The sequence below is a fragment of the Lutibacter sp. A80 genome (assembly GCF_022429645.1).
In the GTDB taxonomy this organism is placed as follows: domain Bacteria; phylum Bacteroidota; class Bacteroidia; order Flavobacteriales; family Flavobacteriaceae; genus Lutibacter.
The window spans coordinates 3,797,776-3,821,240 of sequence record NZ_CP092480.1; the positions used below are offsets into that span (position 1 = coordinate 3,797,776).

Consider the following 23,465-nt stretch of genomic DNA (forward strand, 5'->3'; position numbering starts at 1 on the left):
AATTTTAAAGACTGTCTAGAAGGTAAAACTTTTAGACAGTTTTTTTTGTTAAATATTAGACCAGTATATATTTTTAAAATTATTTTTTATTTAAGTAATGTATATTTAAAAGGAGTTTGCTAAGTAGGTTACCTTGTTATGCATGCATAATAAAATATTTCCTATATTTGATAAAATGATGAAGCAAATGAAATCAGCAAAATTAACTCAACTGTTAAATATAACATATCCAATTATCCAGGCACCAATGTTTTTAGTTTCCAATACCGCAATGGTAATTGAAGCTATGAGAGGAGGTATTGCGGGTTGTATTCCAGCTTTAAATTATAGGACGTTAAAAGAATTAAGAGCTGCAATTAAAGAATTAAAAACAGCAAAAGTTGCTGGAGGAGCATTTGGTTTTAATTTAATTGTTAATAAATCAAATATTAAATATAAAGAACAATTAGCTGTAATTTGTGATGAAGGTGTAGATTTTATTATCACTTCTTTAGGTAATCCAGAAGAAACTATTAAAAAAGCGCATACAAAAAACATTAAAGTATTTTGTGATGTTACGGATTTAAAGTTTGCAACAAAGGTAGAGGGCTTAGGGGCCGATGCAATTATAGCTGTAAATAATCTAGCTGGAGGTCATAGAGGTAATAGTTCTCCAGAGGACTTAATACCTCAGTTAGTTAAAAATTGTAATATTCCAGTTATTTCAGCTGGAGGTGTAGGGTGTAAAACTGATATTGATAAAATGTTGAGTTTAGGAGCTGAAGGAGTTTCTGTAGGAAGTCCTTTTATTGCATCAATTGAAGCTGATGTTACCGAAGAATATAAGCAAGCTTGTGTACAATATGGAGCTGAAGATATAGTATTAACAGAACGTATATCCGGAACGCCTTGTACTGTAATAAACACTCCTTATGTTCAAAAAATAGGCACTAAACAAACTTGGATAGAGCGCATTTTAAATAAAAATAAAAAATTAAAAAAATGGGTTAAAATGATTCGTTTTTCAATAGGAATGCGAGCAACTGAAAAAGCAGCAACTAAAGCAACCTATAAAACGGTTTGGGTTGCAGGTCCAAGTATAAAACATACAACTGCAATTTCACCCGTTAAAAATATAATTTCGAAGCTTATTAATTAGTATTTTTGAAAATCTATTGATTTAATATATCTTAATTTAAAATACGCATTGAAGAACTTTCATAAATTTAATTTTTTTAAACATACCTACTGTGAATTTGAAATGAAATCGCTCGATTTTTTTAAACAAGAAGAAATTCATTACAAAAGTAAATCGGGAAGTTTATATTTTTATGCTGAAAATGGTGTTTACCGTTATTCAAATCATTGGGGGAGAGTGGCCAATTGTAAATGGAAAATTAAAGGAGTTGAAGCTTATAAAAATCAAATTTATTATGTTGGTTATGCAAAATGGTCAGATTTTTATCCTTTAAACTCAAAAGAAAAAAACTTTTATATAATTATTGAAGTTGAAACAAATGAACCAAAAATTTTTAGGGTTAAAGAAGGGGATAAAACAACACCTTTTTTAATGACATTAGAGTTTGCGCTTTTACGATTAAAAGAAATTAAAAAGTTGTATAAAGATTATAAATGGGCAACGTATTATAATGAAACTGTTGAGGTAGTTAGAAATAAGTTAATTTATAAACTAATTAATTCTGATAAAACATTACAAGTTTTAAAGCAATCTTTAAAGAATGATTTAGAATAAAAAAAGTAGTTTTGTAACCTACTAAATCTAAAAAAAAATATGAATATTTCAAAAACTAGTTTTCCTCGTGTTGTAATTATTGGAGGAGGTTTTGCAGGTCTTGCAGCTGTAAAAGGTTTAAAAAATCAAGAGCTTCAAATAGTTTTAATAGATAAACATAATTATCATACATTTCAACCATTATTATATCAAGTTGCAACTGGTGGTTTAGAACCAGATTCTATAGCTTTTCCACTTAGAAAAGTGATTAAAAATCTTCCAAATTTTTATTTTAGATTAGCAGATGTATCAAAAATAGATTCAGAAAAAAGAAAGGTATATACCAACATTGGAAATTTAAAATATGATTATTTAATTATTGCAACGGGTTCTAAAACAAATTATTTTGGTAATACTAATATTGAAAAATATAGTATGGCTATGAAAAACGTACCACAATCTTTAAACCTAAGAAGTTTAATTATTGAAAATTTTGAAGATGCTTTACTCGCAAAAAATCTAGAACAAAGAAATGCTTTAATGAATTTTGTTATAGTTGGAGGAGGTCCTACAGGCGTTGAGTTGGCTGGTGCATTGGCAGAAATGAAAAAAGGTATTTTGCCAAAAGATTATCCGGATTTAGATATTCGGCAAATGCAAATTAACATAATTCAAGGTAGTAATCGGTTGCTGAAAGCAATGAGTGAAAAAGCTTCAGAAAAAGCTGAAGATTTTTTAATTAATTTGGGGGTTAATATCTATAAAAATGCTCACGTTACAGATTATGATGGATATAATATAACTACAGATGCAGATTTGTCTTTTGAAGCAGCTACAGTAATTTGGGCAGCTGGTGTTAAAGGGGCTGCAATACAAGGTTTAAATCCAGAATGTGTAATTGAACGTGCCGAAAGAATTAAAGTTGATGAGTTTAACAAAGTTAGAAATCACAAAAATATTTATGCAATTGGAGATGTTGCTTGTATGGATGTTTCTGAATATCCAAAAGGACATCCAATGATGGCGCAGCCAGCAATTCAGCAAGGTAAGCATGTGGCTAAAAATATAATAGCAGACTTGAATAATAAACCATTAGAACCTTTTGTGTATAAAGATAAAGGAGCGATGGCTACAATTGGAAGAAATAAAGCCGTAGTAGATTTAAAGAAACTAAAGTTTCAAGGAGTTTTTGCATGGTTTGTTTGGATGTTTGTGCATTTATTTTCTTTAATTGGGTTTAGAAATAAAGCTGTAGTATTTTTTAACTGGGTGTATAATTATATTCGTTTTGATAGGGAAACACGTTTAATAATAAGACCCTTTAAAAATAAAAATAAAGAGTCTTTTTAATAATTTTGAGGTGAATTATATTAATTTCTTCTTAAAGAAATCTATAGTTCTTGTCCAAGCTAATGTAGCTGCAGCTTCATCATATCTAGGTGTTGTATTGTTATGAAACCCGTGATTGGTTTTTTCATAAAAATATGCCGTATGTTCTATAGAGTTTTCTTTTAAAACTTTTTCATAATCAGGCCAACCTGCATTTACTCTTGTATCTAATTCTGCAAATTGAAGTAGTAGAGGTGTTTTTATTTTTGCAGCTTCTTCATTTGACGGTTGTCCGCCATAAAAAGGTACAGCAGCTTTTAATGTAGGTATTTTAACAGCCATCATATTAGAAATCCAACCTCCAAAACAAAAACCAACAACACCAACTTTACCATTACAGTTTTTATGATTCATTAAATGCTCGTAGGCAGCTATAAAATCTTCAAGCATTTCATCTTTATCTCGTTTTTTTTGTAAAGCCCTTCCGTCATCATCATTTCCAGGATAACCTCCAAGTGGAGAAAGTGCATCTGGAGCTAACGTAATAAATCCATCTAAAGCAGCTCTTCTGCCAACATCTTCAATGTATGGGTTTAAACCTCTGTTTTCATGAACAATAATAATTCCTGGTAATTTACCTTCATTTTCTGAAGGTTTTGATAAGAGTCCTTTAATTTCTCCACCTCCTTTAGGTGATTTGTAGGTAATAAATTCTGAAATTAGTTTAGGGTCGTTTGGTTTAACAGTTATAGTGTCAACATAATTTGGAGATATAAAACTAAGTAACGAAGGTAAAGTAATACCTCCAATTGTATAAATTGATAGTTTTTCTAAAAATTTTCTTCTTTCCAGTTTATTATGTGCATATGCATCATATAAATCGAAAACTTCCTGAGGAATATCCTCTTTTTTTAATTTTTTCATATTTGTAGTTTCTTTAAAATTAAGAAAATACATTTAATAATTAAAAAAAATATTGTTATTAAGTGTTAATTGAGAATTTTATTTAAATATTTTTCTAATGAAGTATATTCAAATTTAAATCCAATATTTTTTACCTTTTCAGAAGAAACTCTGCTGCCTTCTAAAAGAATAACAGCTAATTCACCTAATAGAATTTTTAAAATAAAAGAGGGAGCGTTAGGGAGCCATAAAGGTTTTTTTAAAATTTTTGCACTTAACTTGGTTAATTCATTATTAGTAATATGTTCTGGTGATGCAGCATTATAAACACCCTTAAAGTTTGTGTTTTCAATAGAGGAAACATACATATTGCATAGATCTTCCATTGCAATCCAAGGCATATATTGTTTACCACTACCTAAAGCAGCTCCAAAGCCTAATTTAATAGGTTTTATAATTTTTTTTAAAGCACCACCTTCTTTAGAAAGTACAATACCAGTTCTTAAAATAACCGTTCTAATGTTTAATGAGTTAAATTGAAGCGCTGATTTTTCCCAAAGCACACATACTTTACTTAAAAAATCGTTGTAAGGAGCATCATTTTCATTATATATTTTTTCTGAAGTTATGGCTCCGTAAAAACCAATACCTGATGCTGAAATAAAGCCTTTTAAATTTGGGTTTAATTCTTTTACTTTATTATATATTAAGTTAGTTGATTTAACTCGGCTATCAATTAAATTTTTTTTTCGAGCTGAAGTCCATCGTTTGTCTGCAATACCTGCACCCGCTAAATGGATAATATATTCAGCAGAAATTATTGCTTCTGGATCAATATAATTATTTGTAATATCCCAATAAAATATACTCGGATCAGAGCTTTTTTTTCTACTTAATATTGATACTGAATGGCCTTTAGATTTTAGTAAATTACTTAAGTAACTTCCAATTAAACCACTTCCTCCTGTAATTAAAATTGATGCCATAAAAAAAATCGGTTATTTGTAGCAAAAGGTATTACAAATTAACCGATTTTAAAAATGTTTGGTTGTTATATGGTTTAAACTGTTTGTTTTTCTATAAAATAGGGTTTTACATTCTCCATTCCTTTAGTAATTGCTTCTTTATTTAAAGGTATTAAATTATGGTAACGTTCGGGTAACGATTTTTTTAAACCTTCAATTACATTATTTAAAGCTACAATTGGTTTAATTTTTAAAAATGCACCCATAACAACCATATTGAATATTTTTTTATTACCCATTTCAGTTGCAATTTTGTTTCCTTCGATTTGATAAATATGTATGTCTGTTCTTGAAGGGTGTTGAGATATACCGTTTGGTTCATACAATAAAATTCCACCAGGTTTTACGCACTCTTCAAATTTATCCATACTTTGTTGGTTTAAAATAATGGCAGTGTCAAAAACTTTTAAATATGGAGAACTGATTCTTTCATCGCTTAAAATTACGGTTACATTAGCTGTTCCACCTCTCATTTCTGGTCCGTAAGAAGGCATCCAGCTAACTTCTTGATCTTGCATAATGCCAGAATATGCTAATATTTTACCCATTGATAGTACACCTTGTCCACCAAACCCTGCAATAATAATTTCTTCTGTCATAATTACTTATTTTAAAATTCCGTTTACTTTAATATCACCTAAAGGGAAATATGGAAACATATGTTCTTCCATCCAAATATTAGCTTCGTTTGGTGTCATTTTCCATCCAGAGTTACAATTTGAAACAATTTCAATAAAAGATAGACCTTTTTTTAAACGCGTATTTTCAAAAGCTTTTTTAATAGCTTTTTTAGTTTTTCTTGCGTGTTTATGGGTGTGTACAGCTTGGCGGGTTACATAGTATACGCCTGGTAGATTTGAAATTAATTCAGTTATTTTTAATGGAGATCCCATAGTTTTTATTTCTCTACCATAAGGAGAGGTAGAAGAGTGCATACCTTCTAATGTAGTTGGAGCCATTTGTCCACCAGTCATTCCATAAATTCCATTATTAATAAAAATAATTACAATATTTTCACCTCTATTACACGCGTGAATAGTTTCTGCAGTACCAATTGCAGCTAAATCACCATCTCCTTGGTAGGTGAATACATATTTTTTAGGCCAAGTTCTAGCTATGGCAGTTGCAACTGCAGGAGCACGCCCGTGCGCTGCTTGTGTCATATCAATATTCATAAAATCATATGCTAAAACAGAGCATCCAACCGGAGCAACCCCAATGGTGTTTTCACAAATACCTAACTCATCAATAACTTCCATTGTTAAGTTATGCGCAGTACCGTGTCCGCAACCAGGGCAGTATGACAGAGTAGTATCTGTCATTAATTTTGATTTACAGAATACTTGATTTTCGGGTTTTATAATGTCTAGTACGTTCATTTTATAATTTTTTGTTCTAAAGCTTCTAATACTTCTTCAGGAGTGTGGATAATTCCTCCAGTACGTCCAAAATGTTCTACAGGAACTTTGTGTTCTACTGAAAGTCGTACGTCTTCTACCATTTGACCAGCGTTTAATTCAACGCTTAAAATTCCTTGTACTTGATTCGCTAAATTAAGTAAGACTTTTTTAGGGAATGGAAATAGGGTTATAGGTCTTAATAAACCAGCTTTTATTCCTTTAGCTCTTGCAAGTTGAACTGCTTTTTGAGCAATTCTGGCACTTGAACCATACGCTACAAATAAATATTCAGCATCTTCTGTTTGATATTCTTCATAACGTAAGTCTTCTTGCTCCATGCGTTCATATTTTTTCATTAATCTATGAACTCTTGCTTCCATTTTTTCTGATTGTAAATCTAAAGAAGTGATTATATTTCGTTCACGGGTTTTAGGTTTACCAGTAGTAGCCCAATTACCATTTAGTTTTATAACTTCTTCATCAGTTAAACGTTTTTGTTGGTCTTTAAGATTTACTTTTTCCATCATTTGACCTATTAATCCATCAGAAAGAATTAAAACAGGGGCACGGTATTTAAAAGCAATTTTAAAAGCATCTTCTACAAAATCTGCCATTTCTTGAACAGATGAGGGAGCTAATACATACAATTTATAATCTCCATGTCCGCCTCCTTTTACAGATTGAAAATAATCTGCTTGTGAAGGTTGAATTGTACCTAATCCAGGTCCGCCTCTAACAACATTTACTATTACTGCAGGTAATTCGGCTCCAGCAATATAAGAAATGCCCTCTAATTTTAATGAAATTCCTGGGCTAGAGGAAGAGGTCATTACTTTTTTTCCTGTACTTGCGGCTCCATAAACCATATTAATAGCTGCAAGTTCACTTTCGGCTTGTAATACAACCATTCCCGTTCTTTGTTCAGGGCGTTCTGTCATTAAATATTCTATAACTTCAGATTGTGGGGTAATAGGGTAGCCAAAATAAGCATCAACTCCAGCTCTAATTGCTGCTTCTGCTAATGCTTCATTTCCTTTCATTAACTTTAATTCAGACATAATTTTAATTTGTTTTTTATGCGGAAACTTTAACTCTATATACAGATATGGCTCTATCTGGGCAAACTACTGCGCAATTAGTGCATCCTGTACAAGCTTCTGGGTTTTTCATATAAGCAAAATGATATCCTTTTCTATTTACTGATGAAGACATGCCAATAACATCTTCTTTGCATACAGGCATACAAACTTCGCAACCTTTGCACGCTTCTGTGTCAACTACAATTGCTCCTTTAACTTTTGCCATTTTAATAAAATATTAGATGAATATTAACTTATAATTCTGATATTCTCAAAGTTATGGTTAATTTTTTATAAAAAGTATGATATTTATCAATTTGATGATACTTATCATGTTTGTTTTAAATGTTTTTTAATCAAAAAAACACCCGTAAAGGTGTTTTAATTGATAATTTATAAGGATGTATTAGGTTATATTTAATACAGATTTTTGAATTTTGAAGGGTTTGCTTCTTGCATAATGCTATAAATTCTTTCAAAAATATCTTCTGCATTTGGTTTAGAAAAATAATCACCATCAGTACCATAGGCAGGTCTATGTGCTTTAGCAGTTAATGTTGATGGTTTACTATCTAAATATTGATAGGCATTTTGTTTGTTTAAAATTTCATTTAGTAAATAAGCTGAAGCTCCTCCAGGTACATCTTCATCAATAATAATAAGTCTATTTGTTTTTTGAACGCTTTTTACAACATCATGATTAATGTCGAAAGGAAGTAAACTTTGTACATCAATAATTTCAATATTTATGTCTACTTGATTTAAGTCTGTAGCAACTTCTTGAACTATTTTTAGTGTAGAACCATAGGAAACGACTGTAATGTCTGTTCCTTCTTTTACGGTTTCTACTACACCAATAGGCGTTTTAAACTCTCCAAAGTTGTTTGGATATTTTTCTTTTAAACGATAACCGTTTAGGTTTTCAATAATTAAAGCAGGCTCATCACATTCTAAAAGTGTATTGTAAAAACCAGCTGCTTTTGTCATGTTTCTTGGTACTAGTATATTAATACCTCTTAATAAATGGATAAGAGATCCCATAGGAGATCCAGAGTGCCAGATACCTTCTAATCTATGTCCTCTAGTTCTAATTATTAGAGGTGCTTTTTGTGTTCCAAGAGTTCTGTAATATAGCGAAGCTAAATCATCACTTAAAATTTGAATAGCATATAGAATATAGTCTAAATATTGAATTTCGGCAATTGGACGTAAGCCTCTTAAAGCCATTCCAATACCTTGTCCAATTATAGTGGCTTCTCTAATTCCTGTGTCTGAAACTCTTAGTTTTCCATATTTTTTTTGAAGGCCAACTAGTCCTTGATTAACGTCTCCTATATTTCCAGTATCTTCTCCAAAAATAAAAACGTTATTGTTTTTAGCGAAAATAGTGTCAAAATTATCTTTAATAATAATTCTACCATCTACTAAATCTGCTTGTTTATTATAGGTAGGAAGTACTTCTTTAACGTGTGAAACCTTTTTATTAGTCTGACTATAAAGGTGTGAGCTAAATTTTGGTTGTTCTGTGTTTAAGTAATTTGTAATCCAGTTTTGAAGTTGTGTTTTTTCAATAGATTTTTCATTTCTAACATACACAGTTGTTTTTCTTGCAGTAGCTAAAAGATCCTTTCTAGAAGGTTCTAAAGTATTTGTTAACTCGTTTATTAATTTATTAATAAAAACTTTGTTTTTGCTTTTACTTGCTAAGTTGTTTAAAAGGTTTACAAGTTTTGTTTTTTCATTTTTTATTGGGTTTAAAAATGCATTCCAAGCTTCTCTTTTAGCTTGAGAAACTAATTTTTTGGCATCTTTTTCCATTTGAATTAGTTCAGATTCGGAATCAACAAATTTTAGAATATTGTTATTCTCATCTTGCAATTCAAATTCAAAAATCCAGTCACGCATTTTAGCAATACAATCGTGTTGCTTTTCCCAAAGTAAGCGTTCTTTTGATTTGTATCTTTCGTGAGAACCAGAAGTAGAGTGTCCTTGTGGTTGTGTTAAGTTTTTTACATGAATTAAAACAGGGATATGTGACTCTCTAGCAATTTTTGAGGCTTTGCTATATGTGTCTATAAGTTTTGGATAGTCCCAACCTTCAACTATAAAAATTTCATAACCATTGCTTTTTTCATCTTTTTGAAACCCTTTTAATATTTCAGAAATACTCTCTTTTGTGGTTTGGAATCTTGCAGGAACAGAAATTCCATAGTCATCGTCCCAAACACTTATAATCATCGGTACTTGTAGTACTCCTGCTGCATTTATAGTTTCAAAAAAAACGCCTTCAGAGGTACTTGCATTTCCAATAGTTCCCCAAGATATTTCGTTTCCGTTGTTAGAGAATTTTGGATTTTGTACTTCTTCAACATTTCTAAATAATTTAGAAGCATAGGCAATTCCTAGCATTCTAGGCATTTGTGCTGCAGTTGGAGAAATATCGCTTGTAGAATTGTATTGTTCTGTTAAATTTTTAAACTCGCCATTTTCATCTAAACTATGCGTTAAAAAGTGCCCACCCATTTGGCGACCACCAGACATTGGGTCTGCTTTTAAGCTGGGATCTGCATACAAGCCCGCAAAAAATTGTTGAGGTGTTAGCTCTCCAATAGCCATCATAAAAGTTTGATCTCTATAATAACCAGATCTAAAATCTCCTTTTTTAAATGCTTTTGCCATTGCAAGTTGTGGAACTTCTTTCCCATCTCCAAAAATACCGAATTTAGCTTTTCCAGTAAGTACTTCTCGCCGACCAAGTATGCTACACTCTCTGCTAATTAAAGCAATTTTATAATCGTGTAATACTTCTTTTTTAAACTGTTGAAATGAAAGTTGCTCTTGGCTTGTTGAAGTGGATTCTAGCTGCATACTTTAATTTTTTTTGTGCTGCAAAGGTAGGCAATTTATGTGATATTTAAAAATAGCAACGTGGCTTTGAATTATTTTTAATAAAAAGAATAAATATCCAGTTTTTTTAAAAATAAATTAATTAAAGTGGAGAAATACTTGTATAATAGTTGAATTTAATAAAAACCTCTTTTTACAAAATTATAAATTTGTTTAGGTTTTATAACCAGTACAAATCTAATTTTAGAGCTGTATTGTGGTGCGGAAACTTCCCAACCTAAATTTGAATAAAAAGGAAAATAAACTTCTAAAATATCTTGAATAAAGTTAAGTCTAATACCGTTTTCGTGGGCAAAATAAACACTTTCATTTCTGTTTTTAACAAAACCAACATCATTATAAACTTCAATCCATCTCCAAATTCCTACGCTAGTGTTTAGTGTTGATAGCCATTGATTTGCAAATGATACAGGTAATTTTGATTTAAAGCCTCCTTCATTAATAATAACTTGTTGGCTAAAAATACCAGAGGTTTCGGATCTACCTAAATAATCGTACTGGAATAGATAATCTGTTGGTCTATCTAGGGCAAAACTAAAGTAATTGCTTTCAGTTTTATTAGTTATAAATGCACCAGCAAAGAACCTGAAATCAAACTGCCTGTTAGCATCTGTTAATTTTCTATATTGTGCAGTTAGTGATAGTTTACTAAACTTACTGGAAACTTCTAAATTTGTAGATAATCTAACATCATCAATAATTCCGGGTTTAGAGTATCCATAGCCTAAATTAAAAACACTATATTTATTGGTCTCGTAGTGTTCTGTTTGTGTTGGCGATTTTTCTTTATCTACAAATGTTAATGATGCTATTAAAGCTTTGCTTCTAACATCTCTTAAGCTTTTTCTTCTAAACTCCATAAAAGCATAAGGTTTAATTGTAGTATATGATAAATTGGGAGCATATAAGAAGTTGCTTCCAGAAATTCCGAAGGAAAGTTTATTTATTTTTTTATTTTCAGGTAAATATTCATATTGAAAAGAGGCTGATCCTGATAAAGTTTTACTTTTAGTACTAAAAGATGGTGTTATTTTATAATTAATATTCTTATTTAATAGTGTTTTGTTTGAAAAAGCGACCCCTAAAACTAAACCATCGTAGTAATTAAATTTATATATTGGAGTGTAGAATAGTTGATTGTAATAGGTGTCTTCAATATCTTTAAAAAATTTTAATTGTAGCGGTCTGTTAAAAATTTTATTATCAATATCTTTCCAATTATTTCTTAAATTATATTCTGGTAATTGGGAATCGTAATTTAATGAAAGTTTATCGAATCCATCTTTAGGAATTGTAATTGTTGTTATAGAATCAATATTTGTTAACCATTTTTTAAATTTAATTTCTTTGTCTTTTATTCCAAATAATTGAATTGGGGCAGTAAAATTTCTTTTATTTTCTATACTTATTTCTAAAGAATCATTCTTATTAATGATGTTTTTTATAGTGTAATCAATTTTTTTATTTGTTTTTAAATAATCATTTTCAAACCAAGTTAGGTCTTTAGTTGTTTTTGATTTTAAGTAGTTTAAAAAATCGTTGCTTTTAATTTTTTTACCTGAATTTGAATATGAAAATTCGAATATAGATGAAGGGATGTTATAATCTTCAACATAACTTTCTAAATATTTTAAACCGAGACCTGCTTTGTATTTATTTGCAATTTTTCTGTTAAAATTTGATAATGAATCTGCTTGAGTAGTAAGTGCTTGGTCTAAATTTTTACGAGCAGCAAATTGATATATAAAATGATATTTTTCATTAAAATCTAGTTTTGAAATGCTAAAATTTCTAATTCCCCAAAGTTTAGAAATATTTCCAATTGCTTTAATTTCAGGGTAAAAACGTTCAACATATTTAATAATTAAATATGCGTGTAGACCATCGGTTAACCAATAATCTTCTCTGTTATTTACTAAAAAAACTTGATCTATATATTTTCTTGAAAGAATTTTAAAAAGCTTGATATCCCATTCAAAAGCATTATTATATGCAGCTAAAAAAGAAGGTAGTTGGTTAAAACCGTATACAGGGTTTTTATCGTATTCTACTTTGTTTAAAAGTATTTTATCGTGTGGATATTTACCGAGAAATGTTTGGATAAAGTAGAATTCTCGTTTTAAAATACTTGTTTTTAAGTTTTCACTTATATCATCAGATTGTAAATTAGTGCTAATTGTGTTATCGTCAAAAGTGTATTCTTTAAAATTATTTTCTTTAGTAATATTTAATGCTATATCAAATCGATTTTTACCTGTTAGGTTGTAGTTTTTTATACTGTCCTTAATTATGTAGGTAGATTTTAAGTCTGTATTTACATAAAATTCTTTGGGTACTTTTAAATTTATGTTATAATCTGTATAGTCAATATACAAATCATCCATATCTAAGTTGTTATAGAGTTGCCATTTTGTGTCAAAAATTGCAGGAGTTAAATACCAATATCTTAGGTTGTATTCAAGTTCATTTTCTCCATATTTAGTGAATTTATCATTTGGTATTTTTACTAAATAGGTAGTTGATATTTTAACAGAATCGTTAGGTTTTAGTTCTTGATGGAGGTTTATTTTTAAGAGGTCTGGGTTGTCTTTAGTAATTTCAAAACTTGCTGAATTGAAATTTACGGAAACTCCACTTATTTTGGTATTTCCTCTGTATTTGTCATTAGCAAAATGAAATGTTTTTGAATAATTTTCAATAAAACGTTTAGCTAAAGGTGTTTGTTTGTCTTTATAGGCATTTGGCCAGTTATGAAAGTAAACTTCATTTAAAATGCTGTCGGACTTATTATAAAAGGTGGTTTCTTGTTGTATTTTAATTTCATTTGTGTTTGTAAATAAAGTTGCCTGCATAGTAATTTTATCTGTTTGAGCGTAAATTTTGCTCAAACAGATAAAAAAGATTGTAAAAGTACAATATGCTAACTTTTTCAAGATTATTTGTTTAGAAATTTGGACTTAAACTGTATTTTTTATAGAAGGTATCTATTACCTCTAAAACTTCTTTTTCAGTATCTACTATAGAAATTAAATCTAGATCTTTTGGACTTATATTTCCTTCTTCGAGTAAGGTGTTTTTAATCCATTCAAACAATCCAGACCAAAACTTAGTACCGACTAAAACGATTGGGAATTTACCAATTTTTTTTGTTTGAATTAATGTAATTGCTTCAAATAATTCGTCCATAGTTCCAAAGCCACCAGGCATTACTACAAACCCTTGAGAATATTTTACAAACATTACTTTACGAACAAAAAAGTAATCGAAATCTAAACTTTTATCAGAATCTATATATGGATTGTCGTGCTGTTCAAAAGGTAATTCAATATTTAATCCAACCGATGTTCCATGACCTCTAGCGGCTCCTTTGTTACCAGCTTCCATAATTCCAGGACCACCACCTGTAATAACTCCATAACCACTTTGGGTTAAATGAAATGCAATACTCTCAGCTAATTTATAATATTTATTATCTGGTTTTGTGCGAGCAGAACCAAAAATACTAACACAAGGTCCAATTTTACTTAAGCGTTCGTATCCTTCAACAAATTCTGCCATAATTTTAAATATAGCCCAAGAATCGTTTGTTTTTATTTCATTCCAAGTTTTTTGTTCAAATTTTTCTCTTATTTTTCTTTCTTCATTTGTAATCATAAACTTCTAATAAATTTTTAAGTTGCTAAATATAAGTTTAAAAAAGTTAGTTGACTAATGTAATTCTTTTTTTAAGAACTTAGCAGTATAGCTTTTTTTATGTAAACTAATTTGTTCTGGTGTTCCACTACAAATTAATTGTCCTCCATTTTTACCACCTTCCATACCAATATCAATAATATAATCTGCTAGTTTTATAACATCCATATTGTGTTCAATTATAAGTATTGTATTGCCTTTATTGGCAAGTTTGTTTAGAACTTCCATAAGTACTCTAATGTCTTCAAAATGGAGTCCAGTTGTTGGTTCATCTAATATGTAAAATGTATTTCCAGTATCTCTTTTAGAAAGTTCTGCTGCTAATTTTATACGTTGTGCTTCACCTCCAGAGAGTGTGGTGGATTGTTGTCCTAGAGTAATATAACCCAACCCAACATCGTTTATTGTTTTTAATTTTCTATGAATTTTTGGAATATTTTCAAAAAATACAACAGCATCTTCAATGGTCATATTTAACACATCTGAAATAGATTTACCTTTATATCTAATTTCTAAGGTTTCTCTATTAAAACGTTTGCCTTGGCAGGTTTCGCATTCTACATGAACATCTGGTAAAAAATTCATTTCAATAACTCTAACTCCACCTCCTTGGCAGGTTTCGCATCGTCCACCTTTTACATTAAAAGAGAATCTTCCAGGTTTGTAACCTCTAATTGAGGCTTCGTTTGTTTTAGCGTATAAGCTTCTTATTTCGCCAAAAACACCTGTGTAGGTTGCTGGGTTGGAACGAGGAGTTCTTCCAATTGGAGATTGGTCTATATCAATAACTTTATCGATATGTTCTAAGCCTTTTACAGATTTATAAGGCATTGGTTTTTTTACGCCATTATAAATATGTTTATTTAATATTGGGTATAAAGTTTCATTAATTAAGGTAGATTTTCCGCTACCAGAAACACCGGTTACACAAATTAATTTGCCTAAAGGGAAATCTACAGAAACATTTTTTAAATTATTTCCGCTGGCTCCTTTTAAAGAGATGGTTTTGCCGTTTCCTTTTCTTCTTTTTTTAGGAATTTCAATTTTTTTAGAGCCATTTAAGTAGTTAGCAGTTAAAGTTTTTTGTGTTTTTAATTCTTTAAATGTTCCTTCACTAACAATTTCACCACCGTGTACACCTGCTCCAGGTCCAATATCTAGCACAAAATCTGCGTGTTCAATCATGTCTTTGTCGTGTTCAACTACAATTACAGAGTTACCTACATCTCTTAAATTTATAAGTGATTTTATTAGCTTTTCGTTGTCTCTTTGGTGAAGCCCAATACTTGGTTCATCTAAAATATAAAGTACACCAACTAATTGAGAACCAATTTGAGTTGCTAATCTAATGCGTTGAGCTTCACCACCAGAAAGTGATTTTGAGCTTCTGTCTAAAGCTAAATAATCTAGTCCCACATCTAATAAAAATTGAATGCGAGTTCTAATTTCTTTTAATATTTCTGAAGCTATTTTTAATTGTTTTTTAGATAGTTTTTCTTCAATATTAGAAAACCATTCTGCTAATTCTGAAATATCTAATTGTGCTAATTCCGAAATATTTTTATTATTTATTTTGAAATATAAAGCTTCTTTTTTAAGACGATTTGCATGGCAAGAGTCACAATCAATTTCGTCCATATAATCTTTAGCCCAACGCTTTATTGAAGTAGAATCACTTGCTTTGTATTGGCTTTCAATAAAGTTGATGATGCCTTCAAAATCAATTTCGTAATTTCTAGTAATTCCCATTGTTTTAGAAGCAATTTTAAATTTTTCATTACCTCCATTTAAAATTATGTCTAAGGCTTCTTTTGGTATTTTAGAAATTGGATCGGTTAATTGAAAATTATAGCGCTCTGCAATAAGTTGTAGTTGTTTAAAAATCCAACTATTTTTTTGCTCACCAATTGGGGCGATTCCGCCATTTTTAATTGAAATAGCTTTGTTGGGAATTATTTTTTGAATATTTACTTTTTGTACTCTTCCAAGTCCGTTACACTTTGGGCAGGCTCCTTTTGGTGAATTAAAAGAGAATGAGTTTGGTTCAGGGTTTGGATATGAAATTCCTGTTTCTGGGCACATTAATTCACGACTAAAATAACGAGGTACTTCAGTATTGTGTTCTAAAACCATTAATACATTTTCTCCAGAATATAATGCTGTTGTAATGGTTTGTTCTAATCTTTTTTCAGAAGAATTATTAACTAATAAGCGGTCAATTACAATTTCAATATCATGTGTTTTGTACCTGTCAAGGCGCATTCCTTTTTCAATGTCTTTAATTTCTCCATCAACGCGTACTTTTACAAATCCTTGTTTTGCTATTTGCTCAAATAATTCTCTGTAATGTCCTTTTCTAGATTTAATTACTGGAGCTAAAATCGCAATTTTTTTATTATTAAAATCAGAAAGAATTAACTCTTTTATTTGTTCATCGCTATAACTTATCATTTTTTTATTGGTGTTATAGCTATAAGCATCAGCAGCTCGAGCAAATAGTAATCTTAAAAAGTCGTAAATTTCTGTTATAGTACCAACTGTAGATCTTGGACTTTTATTAGTTGTTTTTTGTTCAATAGAAATTACGGGAGATAGTCCATCAATTTTATCAACATCAGGACGCTCTAATCCGCCTAAAAATTGCCTAGCGTAGGCTGAAAAAGTTTCAATATACCTGCGTTGACCCTCCGCATAAATTGTGTCAAATGCTAATGACGATTTTCCACTACCACTTAAACCAGTAATAACTACTAATTTTTCTCTTGGAATACGAACATCAATATTTTTTAAATTATGGACACGTGCTCCTAAAATTTCAATATATTCTTCTTGTTTTATCATTAGATTTTTGGAAAGTGGCAAAGTTAAAAAATGTAATCACAATTTACATGTAGTAGCTCATCTTATTTTGAAAATTAGTATATTGCGTTAAAATAAATAACTTTTGAACTTGATTAATTCTATAAGACTTTTTTTTGAAAGACATGGTTTTGCTGTCTCATCTAGGTTTGCAGACCGTTTAGGAATGAACGTGTCTAGTGTGCGTTTATTTTTTATTTATATTTCGTTTGTAACGTTAGGTTTTTCATTTGGAATATATTTAACGCTTGCTTTTTTACTGCGATTAAAAGATTTAATTTATACTAAAAGAAGTTCTGTGTTCGATTTGTAAAATGCTATGGATAGTAGGTCAAAATTAGGTGTTTCTATAGGGTTGTTATTTGTTGTAATAATCGTTGGTGTGTCGGGCTATATGTTTATTTCTGGAGATAATTTTATAGATTCATTGTATATGACGATTATAACAATGACAACTGTTGGTTTTGGTGAAATTCACCCGCTTAATTACACCGAAAAACTATTTACTATATTTTTAATTTTAATAAGTATTGTTGTTTATGGTTATACAGTTACTGCCTTAACCGAATATTTAGCAAATGGAAAAATATTAGAACGTTTAAAACATAAAAGAGTGCAACAAAAAATTCAAAATTTAAAAAATCATACCGTTGTTTGTGGTTATGGACGTAACGGTAAACAAGCAGTTGCTAAGCTAATTAAATTTAATCAGCCTTGTGTTGTAATTGAAAAAAGAGAGCAAGAAATTGCTGAATTAGAAAAAGATGATGTTTTATTTATTGATGGCGATGCAACTAAAGATGAAGACTTAGCAAAGTTAGGTCTAGAAAGAGCAAAAAGTTTGATTACCGCGCTACCTTCAGATGCAGATAATTTATTTGTTGTTTTATCGGCACGTCAGTTCAATAAAGATTTTACCATTATAAGTAGAGCTTCTAGCGAATCTTCTTATGGAAAGTTAAAATTTGCAGGAGCAACAAATGTTATTATGCCAGATAAATTAGGAGGTGCACATATGGCTTCTTTAGTTGTTACACCAGATTTAATTGAATTTGTTAATAGACTAACCGTAATGGGTGATGTAGAAGCTAATTTAGAAGAAGTTTCCGTAAATGAATTGCCTTCAAAATATATTTTAAAAACTATTTTAGATTTAGATTTAAGAAAAAAAACAGGATGTAATGTTATTGGTTTTAAAACGCAAGAAAACGAATATATAATTAATCCTGATGCAACCACAAAATTAGAAAAAAACACTTTTTTAATTGTTTTAGGAAATAAAGAACAAATTTTGAGATTAAGAGAGTTGTTTTAAGCCTTTAATTTTTTTTAGTATATTATTTAGATTGGTATTAAATATTCTTTTTAATTGTTAAAAACTTGTAGTAACCTCATTTTTTATGGATATTGCGGTGATTTTTAAAAATAAAATAAATTATGAAGAATAAGTACTTGTCGCTATTATTTATATTAGCACCCTTTTTAACATTTGCAAACGAAATGTCTATTGATGAAAAAATTGAAGCAAAATTTAAACCTTTTGCTGATGCTGTTAGTTCAGTAGTTTTTTATCCAGTTTCGATTGTAGGTATTGATGTTCCAATAGTAATTATAATATTACTCTTGGGTGCTTTATTCTTTACGTTATATTTTAAATTTGCCAATATTACTTTATTAGGTGTTGCTATTAATGCAGCTCAAGGTAAATATGATAAAGTAGATCATCATTCTGTAGATGTAGTTGCAGGTGATCCTACACCAGGAGGAGATGTTTTTGAAAGTGTTCAGGTAGAAGGTGTTGTAGGTGAAGTTACTCATTTTCAAGCATTAACAGCTGCGCTTTCAGCAACAGTAGGTTTAGGTAATATTGCTGGTGTTGCAGTAGCAATTGCTATTGGTGGTCCAGGGGCTACAATTTGGATGATTTTAGCAGGTTTTATAGGGATGTCTACAAAATTAGTTGAAGCTACTTTAGGAGTAAAATATAGAGAAGTTGGAGAGGATGGGAAAATATATGGAGGTCCAATGTATTATCTTAGAAAAGGTTTAAAAGAAAAGAAACTATCTGGAGTTGGAAAAGTTTTAGCAGGTATGTATGCTGTATTTGTAATTGGAGGCTCTTTTGGAGGTGGAAACATGTTTCAATCTAACCAAGCAGCTGCACAGTTTAAATTACTTTTTGGGTTAGATTCAGGGTTTTTCTTTGGAGTTATAATGGCAGTTTTAGTAGGAGTTGTTATTATTGGAGGAATAAAACGAATTGGACAAGTAACAGAAAAAATAGTGCCAATTATGGCTATAATGTTTGTAGGAGCTTCTTTAATAATTATAGTTATGAACTTTACAATTATTCCAGATGCAATGGTACAAATATGGAACGGAGCATTTAATGAAACTTCAGTTGTTGGAGGTGTAATTGGTGTTATGATTGTTGGATTTCAAAGAGCTGCTTTTTCAAATGAGGCTGGAGTTGGATCTGCTTCAATTGCACACGCAGCAGTAAAAACTAGATATCCTGCTAGTGAAGGGATAGTTGCTTCAATAGGGCCTTTTGTAGATACTGTTATTATTTGTTCAATGACAGCTTTAGTAATTGTAGTAACTAATTTAAAAAGTAATTTATTTAATTATTCTAATTTAGATGAAGGAAGTAATGTAATTATGAATGGAACTGGAGAACATTTAGGAGGTGTTGATTTAACATCTGTTGCTTTTGATTCTGCAATTCCAAATTTTTCTATACTATTAACAATAGCAGTTATTCTTTTTGCTTTTTCAACAATGTTATCTTGGTCTTATTACGGAATACAAGGTTGGAAATATTTATTTGGAAAAAGTAAAATTGCTGATATTTCGTATAAATCATTATTTTTAATTTTTGTTGTAATAGGGGCGTCTTCTAGTTTAGGTTCTGTAATTGAGTTTTCTGATGCTATGATTTTTGCAATGGTATTTCCAAATATTATAGGTCTGTTATTATTGGCTCCAAAGGTTAAAGGTGAAATAAAAAAATATCTTACAGCCATAGGGCGGATAAAATAATAAAATAGGATACACATGAACAATATTAAATCCCATTTCAGGTATAATAAAAGCCAAAGAAATGGGGTTTTCTTTTTGTTATTAATTATTGTTTTATTACTAATTACCTTCTTTTTTTTCGATTTTTCTTCAAATACAGCAACAGATTTTTCTCAAAATGAAATCGAAAGTTTTAAAAAGGAACAAGATTCCTTGCTAAAAATAAAATTAGAAAATAGTAAACCTAAAATTTACCCTTTTAACCCTAATTATATTACAGATTTTAAAGGCTATCAGTTAGGTATGAGTACCGAAGAGATAGATCGGTTACTTTCTTTTAGAAAAACTGGTAAATTTGTAAATTCTATTGAAGAGTTTAAAAATGTTACTAAAATAAGAGATAGTATATTAAATAAAATAAGTCCTTATTTTAAATTTCCAGATTGGGTAACTACTAAAAATAATAAACCTAACAATAATTTTAAGCAACCTATAAAACAGCAAATCGAAGAAAAAGATTTAAACTTGGTTACGGCCGAAGATTTAATTAAAATTAGAGGAATAGGGGAGAAAACTGCTACTAGAATACTTAATTATAGAGAGAAATTACAAGGCTTTACGTATAGCGATCAGCTTTATGAAGTTTATTATTTAGATAAGGAAGTTGCAGATAAAGCATTAGAATATTATAAAATATTATCAAAACCAACAATAAAAAAGATAAACATTAATACAGCTTTGTTTAAAGAAGTTTTAGCAATTGTATATGTTGATTACGAACTTACTAAGAAAATTTTTAATTACAGAGATGAAGTCGCTGAAATTCAATCTTTAGAAGAATTAAAAAAAATTGATGGTTTCCCTTTGGAAAAATTTGATAGAATAAGCTTATATTTGGTGGCTGAATAAAATTATAATCAAAATAGGTTATCTTCAAATGAACAACATGTACTTTACTGAAGAACACGAGTCGTTTCGACAAAGTTTTCGAGATTTTCTACTAAAAGAAGTAGTTCCGTATGTTAATAAATGGGAAAAACAAGGTTTTATAGATAGGCAAATTTGGAAAAAATTTGGAGAAATGGGATATTTTGGATTGAATGCCCCTGAAGAGTATGGAGGTTTAAATCTAGATCTTTTTTATACGGTTATCTTCTTAGAAGAACTACAAAAAGTAAATTCAGGAGGGTTTGCAGCTGCTATTTGGGCACATACATATTTAGCAATGACTCATTTAAATGCCGAAGGAAGTAAAGAAATAAAAGAGAAATATTTAGCATCTAGTATAGATGGAGAGAAAGTAGGTTGTCTTTGTGTTTCCGAACCATTTGGAGGTTCAGATGTTGCTGGTATGCGGACTACTGCAACCAAAAATGGGACTAATTATATAATTAATGGTTCTAAAACATTTATAACAAATGGTGTTTTTTCCGATTATTTAGTTGTTGCTGCAAAAACAAGTCTAGACTTAGGAAATAAAGGAATGAGTATTTTTGTTGTTGATAGGGAAACCAAAGGAATTTCAGCAACAAGTCTAGAAAAATTAGGTTGGAAAGCTTCGGATACAGCTGAAATTGCATTTGATAATGTAGTTGTCCCTGAAGAAAATTTATTAGGTGAAGAGAATAAGGGGTTTTCTTATATAATGCAACATTTTGCCTCTGAAAGACTTATAATGGGAATTAATGCCCATGCTAGAGCAGAATTTGCCTTAAACTACGCAATACAATATATGTCTGAAAGAAAAGCATTTGGAAAGACGATAGATCAATTTCAAGCACTAAGGCATAAAGTGGCTGATATGGCAAGTGAGGTTGAAATGTGTAAAGAATTTAATTATTCTGTTGCTTCTAGAATGAATAAAGGAGATTATGTGGTGAAAGAAGCAAGTATGTCTAAGCTAATGTCAACAAAAATAGCAGATGAAGTTATTTATGAATGTTTACAGTTATTAGGAGGTTATGGTTATATGGAAGATTATCCAATGGCACGACTTTTAAGAGATAGTAGGCTAGGGCCAATTGGTGGTGGTACCTCAGAAATTTTGAGAGAAATTATCGCAAAAATGATAATTGATAAGAAAGAGTATAAGCCAGCAACTTAGTTTTTGATATTATTTTTGCGAAAATAGTCTTTTAATTCGCAAAAATGATAATTAACAAGAAAGAATACAAGTCAGAAATATATTTTTTTATAAAATTACATTGCATAGAGAGGTGTTGAAATAGAGTTACTTACCTTAAAAAAGTTAATAGTTTAAGATTAAAAATAGAGATTTTAATTTTTTAATTATTAAACTCCAATTTTTCAAATTAAAATTATATATTTGCAATCTTAAATTTAAAAGAGAACGACTTGAAAGGAGGTGCTAAAATATGTTAATCATACCAGTTAAAGACGGAGAAAATATTGATAGAGCGTTAAAACGTTATAAAAGAAAATTTGATCGTACTAAAACAATGAAAAATTTACGTAATCGTAAACAATTCAATAAGCCATCAGTTGTAAAACGTGCGCAAAACATAAAAGCTCAATATGTTCAAAAATTAAGAACAAACGAAGAGCAAGGTTAATTTTTAGCCAAAAAAATAAAACCGTTAGTAAAAACAATTTACAATTTGTATGTTTGTTTTCTAACGGTTTTTTTATGCCTACAAAATCCTTTTTAAATTATTTACAAATAGAGAAAAAGTATAGTGATTATACCATAATTGCGTATAAAAAAGATTTAAATGATTTTTTTGAATTTTACAGTACTAATTATGGAGAGATTGATGTGCTAGAAATAAATTATTCACAAATTAGAAGTTGGATAGTTAGTTTGGTAAATTCAGGTATTAGTAATCGCAGTATTAATAGAAAGGTGTCTTCTCTAAAATCGTACTTTAAATTTCTTCAAAAAACGAAGCAAATTAACGTAAACCCATTAGCAAAACACAAAGCTTTAAAAACTTCAAAACAAGTACAGGTTCCTTTTTCTGAAAAAGAAATAAAACAGGTGTTAAATTTAAAAAATGAAACTGAAGATTTTGAATCTGTTAGAAATAAATTAATTGTTGAATTATTTTATTCAACAGGTATTAGAAGAAGTGAATTAATTCATTTAAAAATTGAAGCAATTGATTTTAATAATGAAACGATTAAAGTATTAGGAAAAAGAAATAAAGAACGGTATATTCCGTTAATAAAGACAGTGCAAGTTTCGTTAAAAAATTATCTTAATTATAGAAATAAGATTAAAAGTCAATTATCTTATTTATTTATAACAAAAAAAGGTAAAATAATATACGATACACTTGTATATAGAATTATAAATAATTATTTTAGTACTGTATCTTCAAAAGTGAAAAAGAGTCCACATGTAATTAGGCACTCTTTTGCAACACACTTATTAAATGAAGGTGCAGATTTAAACGCTGTTAAAGAATTACTTGGGCATTCAAGTTTAGCGTCAACACAAGTTTATACCCACAGTAGTTTGGGTAAATTAAAAAAAGTGTATAACCAAGCTCACCCAAGGAGCCAAAAAAAATAAATT

20 protein-coding genes are annotated in these 23,465 nt (G+C 29.7%); 10 read left to right on the plus strand and 10 right to left on the minus strand.

Translation table 11 applies throughout. From position 1 onward, the window contains the following. Positions 1–187: 187 nt before the first annotated feature. The 3 genes from MHL31_RS15640 to MHL31_RS15650 all read left to right on the plus strand — a co-directional run bounded on the left by MHL31_RS15640 (position 188) and on the right by MHL31_RS15650 (position 3,061). Entirely contained in the window at positions 188–1,138 is a 951-nt protein-coding gene (locus MHL31_RS15640) for a nitronate monooxygenase family protein (RefSeq protein WP_240226932.1), read from the plus strand. A gap of 102 nt (positions 1,139–1,240) precedes the next feature. Continuing rightward, complete coding sequence (locus tag MHL31_RS15645; RefSeq protein WP_240226933.1) at positions 1,241–1,732, plus strand: hypothetical protein; 492 nt, start codon at positions 1,241–1,243, stop codon at positions 1,730–1,732. Between the two features lie 39 nt (positions 1,733–1,771). Next, positions 1,772–3,061: an NAD(P)/FAD-dependent oxidoreductase gene (locus MHL31_RS15650; RefSeq protein WP_240226934.1), complete on the plus strand. Its 1,290-nt coding sequence runs from the start codon at positions 1,772–1,774 to the stop codon at positions 3,059–3,061. Between the two features lie 15 nt (positions 3,062–3,076). Here the strand turns inward: MHL31_RS15650 and MHL31_RS15655 are convergent, their stop codons facing one another. The 10 genes from MHL31_RS15655 to uvrA all read right to left on the minus strand — a co-directional run bounded on the left by MHL31_RS15655 (position 3,077) and on the right by uvrA (position 16,888). Beyond that, positions 3,077–3,964, minus strand: coding sequence for a dienelactone hydrolase family protein (locus MHL31_RS15655; protein WP_240226935.1), 888 nt, complete (start codon positions 3,962–3,964; stop codon positions 3,077–3,079). Between the two features lie 65 nt (positions 3,965–4,029). Further along, complete coding sequence (locus MHL31_RS15660) at positions 4,030–4,929, minus strand: TIGR01777 family oxidoreductase (RefSeq protein WP_240226936.1); 900 nt, start codon at positions 4,927–4,929, stop codon at positions 4,030–4,032. A 74-nt stretch (positions 4,930–5,003) separates the two neighbouring features. Then, positions 5,004–5,567, minus strand: a complete 564-nt coding sequence (locus tag MHL31_RS15665) for a 2-oxoacid:acceptor oxidoreductase family protein (protein WP_240226937.1) — start codon at positions 5,565–5,567, stop codon at positions 5,004–5,006. 6 nt (positions 5,568–5,573) lie between these two features. Further along, positions 5,574–6,347 carry a thiamine pyrophosphate-dependent enzyme gene (locus MHL31_RS15670; protein WP_240226938.1) on the minus strand — a complete coding sequence of 258 codons (774 nt, stop codon included), beginning with the start codon at positions 6,345–6,347 and terminating at the stop codon, positions 5,574–5,576. Further along, entirely contained in the window at positions 6,344–7,426 is a 1,083-nt protein-coding gene (locus MHL31_RS15675) for a 3-methyl-2-oxobutanoate dehydrogenase subunit VorB (RefSeq protein ID WP_240226939.1), read from the minus strand. The genes MHL31_RS15670 and MHL31_RS15675 overlap by 4 nt, the downstream gene beginning before the upstream one ends. A gap of 16 nt (positions 7,427–7,442) precedes the next feature. Then, entirely contained in the window at positions 7,443–7,673 is a 231-nt protein-coding gene (locus MHL31_RS15680; protein WP_240226940.1) for a ferredoxin family protein, read from the minus strand. 191 nt (positions 7,674–7,864) lie between these two features. Further along, positions 7,865–10,315, minus strand: coding sequence for a thiamine pyrophosphate-dependent enzyme (locus MHL31_RS15685; RefSeq protein ID WP_240226941.1), 2,451 nt, complete (start codon positions 10,313–10,315; stop codon positions 7,865–7,867). Between the two features lie 155 nt (positions 10,316–10,470). Next, positions 10,471–13,242 carry an aminopeptidase gene (locus MHL31_RS15690; RefSeq protein ID WP_240226942.1) on the minus strand — a complete coding sequence of 924 codons (2,772 nt, stop codon included), beginning with the start codon at positions 13,240–13,242 and terminating at the stop codon, positions 10,471–10,473. Between the two features lie 55 nt (positions 13,243–13,297). Then, positions 13,298–14,008 carry a TIGR00730 family Rossman fold protein gene (locus MHL31_RS15695; protein WP_240226943.1) on the minus strand — a complete coding sequence of 237 codons (711 nt, stop codon included), beginning with the start codon at positions 14,006–14,008 and terminating at the stop codon, positions 13,298–13,300. A gap of 54 nt (positions 14,009–14,062) precedes the next feature. Continuing rightward, the gene (gene uvrA / locus MHL31_RS15700) at positions 14,063–16,888 is read right to left on the minus strand and encodes an excinuclease ABC subunit UvrA (protein ID WP_240226944.1); all 2,826 of its coding nucleotides are present in this window, start codon (positions 16,886–16,888) and stop codon (positions 14,063–14,065) included. A 109-nt stretch (positions 16,889–16,997) separates the two neighbouring features. On the opposite strand from uvrA, the gene MHL31_RS15705 reads away from it, so the two are divergent. The 7 genes from MHL31_RS15705 (at position 16,998) to MHL31_RS15735 (ending at position 23,462) form a co-directional block, all read left to right on the plus strand. Further along, positions 16,998–17,219, plus strand: coding sequence for a PspC domain-containing protein (locus MHL31_RS15705; protein WP_240228917.1), 222 nt, complete (start codon positions 16,998–17,000; stop codon positions 17,217–17,219). A 6-nt stretch (positions 17,220–17,225) separates the two neighbouring features. After that, on the plus strand, positions 17,226–18,221 hold the full coding sequence (locus MHL31_RS15710; protein WP_240226945.1) for a TrkA family potassium uptake protein: 996 nt from the start codon (positions 17,226–17,228) through the stop codon (positions 18,219–18,221). Between the two features lie 122 nt (positions 18,222–18,343). Next, entirely contained in the window at positions 18,344–19,948 is a 1,605-nt protein-coding gene (locus MHL31_RS15715; RefSeq protein WP_240226946.1) for a sodium:alanine symporter family protein, read from the plus strand. A gap of 15 nt (positions 19,949–19,963) precedes the next feature. Then, positions 19,964–20,836, plus strand: coding sequence for a helix-hairpin-helix domain-containing protein (locus MHL31_RS15720; RefSeq protein ID WP_240226947.1), 873 nt, complete (start codon positions 19,964–19,966; stop codon positions 20,834–20,836). A gap of 28 nt (positions 20,837–20,864) precedes the next feature. Continuing rightward, positions 20,865–22,031: an acyl-CoA dehydrogenase family protein gene (locus tag MHL31_RS15725; protein WP_240226948.1), complete on the plus strand. Its 1,167-nt coding sequence runs from the start codon at positions 20,865–20,867 to the stop codon at positions 22,029–22,031. Positions 22,032–22,302: 271 nt separating this feature from the next. Beyond that, positions 22,303–22,500, plus strand: coding sequence for a 30S ribosomal protein S21 (rpsU, locus tag MHL31_RS15730; RefSeq protein WP_240226949.1), 198 nt, complete (start codon positions 22,303–22,305; stop codon positions 22,498–22,500). Between the two features lie 74 nt (positions 22,501–22,574). Continuing rightward, positions 22,575–23,462, plus strand: a complete 888-nt coding sequence (locus tag MHL31_RS15735; RefSeq protein ID WP_240226950.1) for a tyrosine-type recombinase/integrase — start codon at positions 22,575–22,577, stop codon at positions 23,460–23,462. Positions 23,463–23,465: the final 3 nt, after the last annotated feature.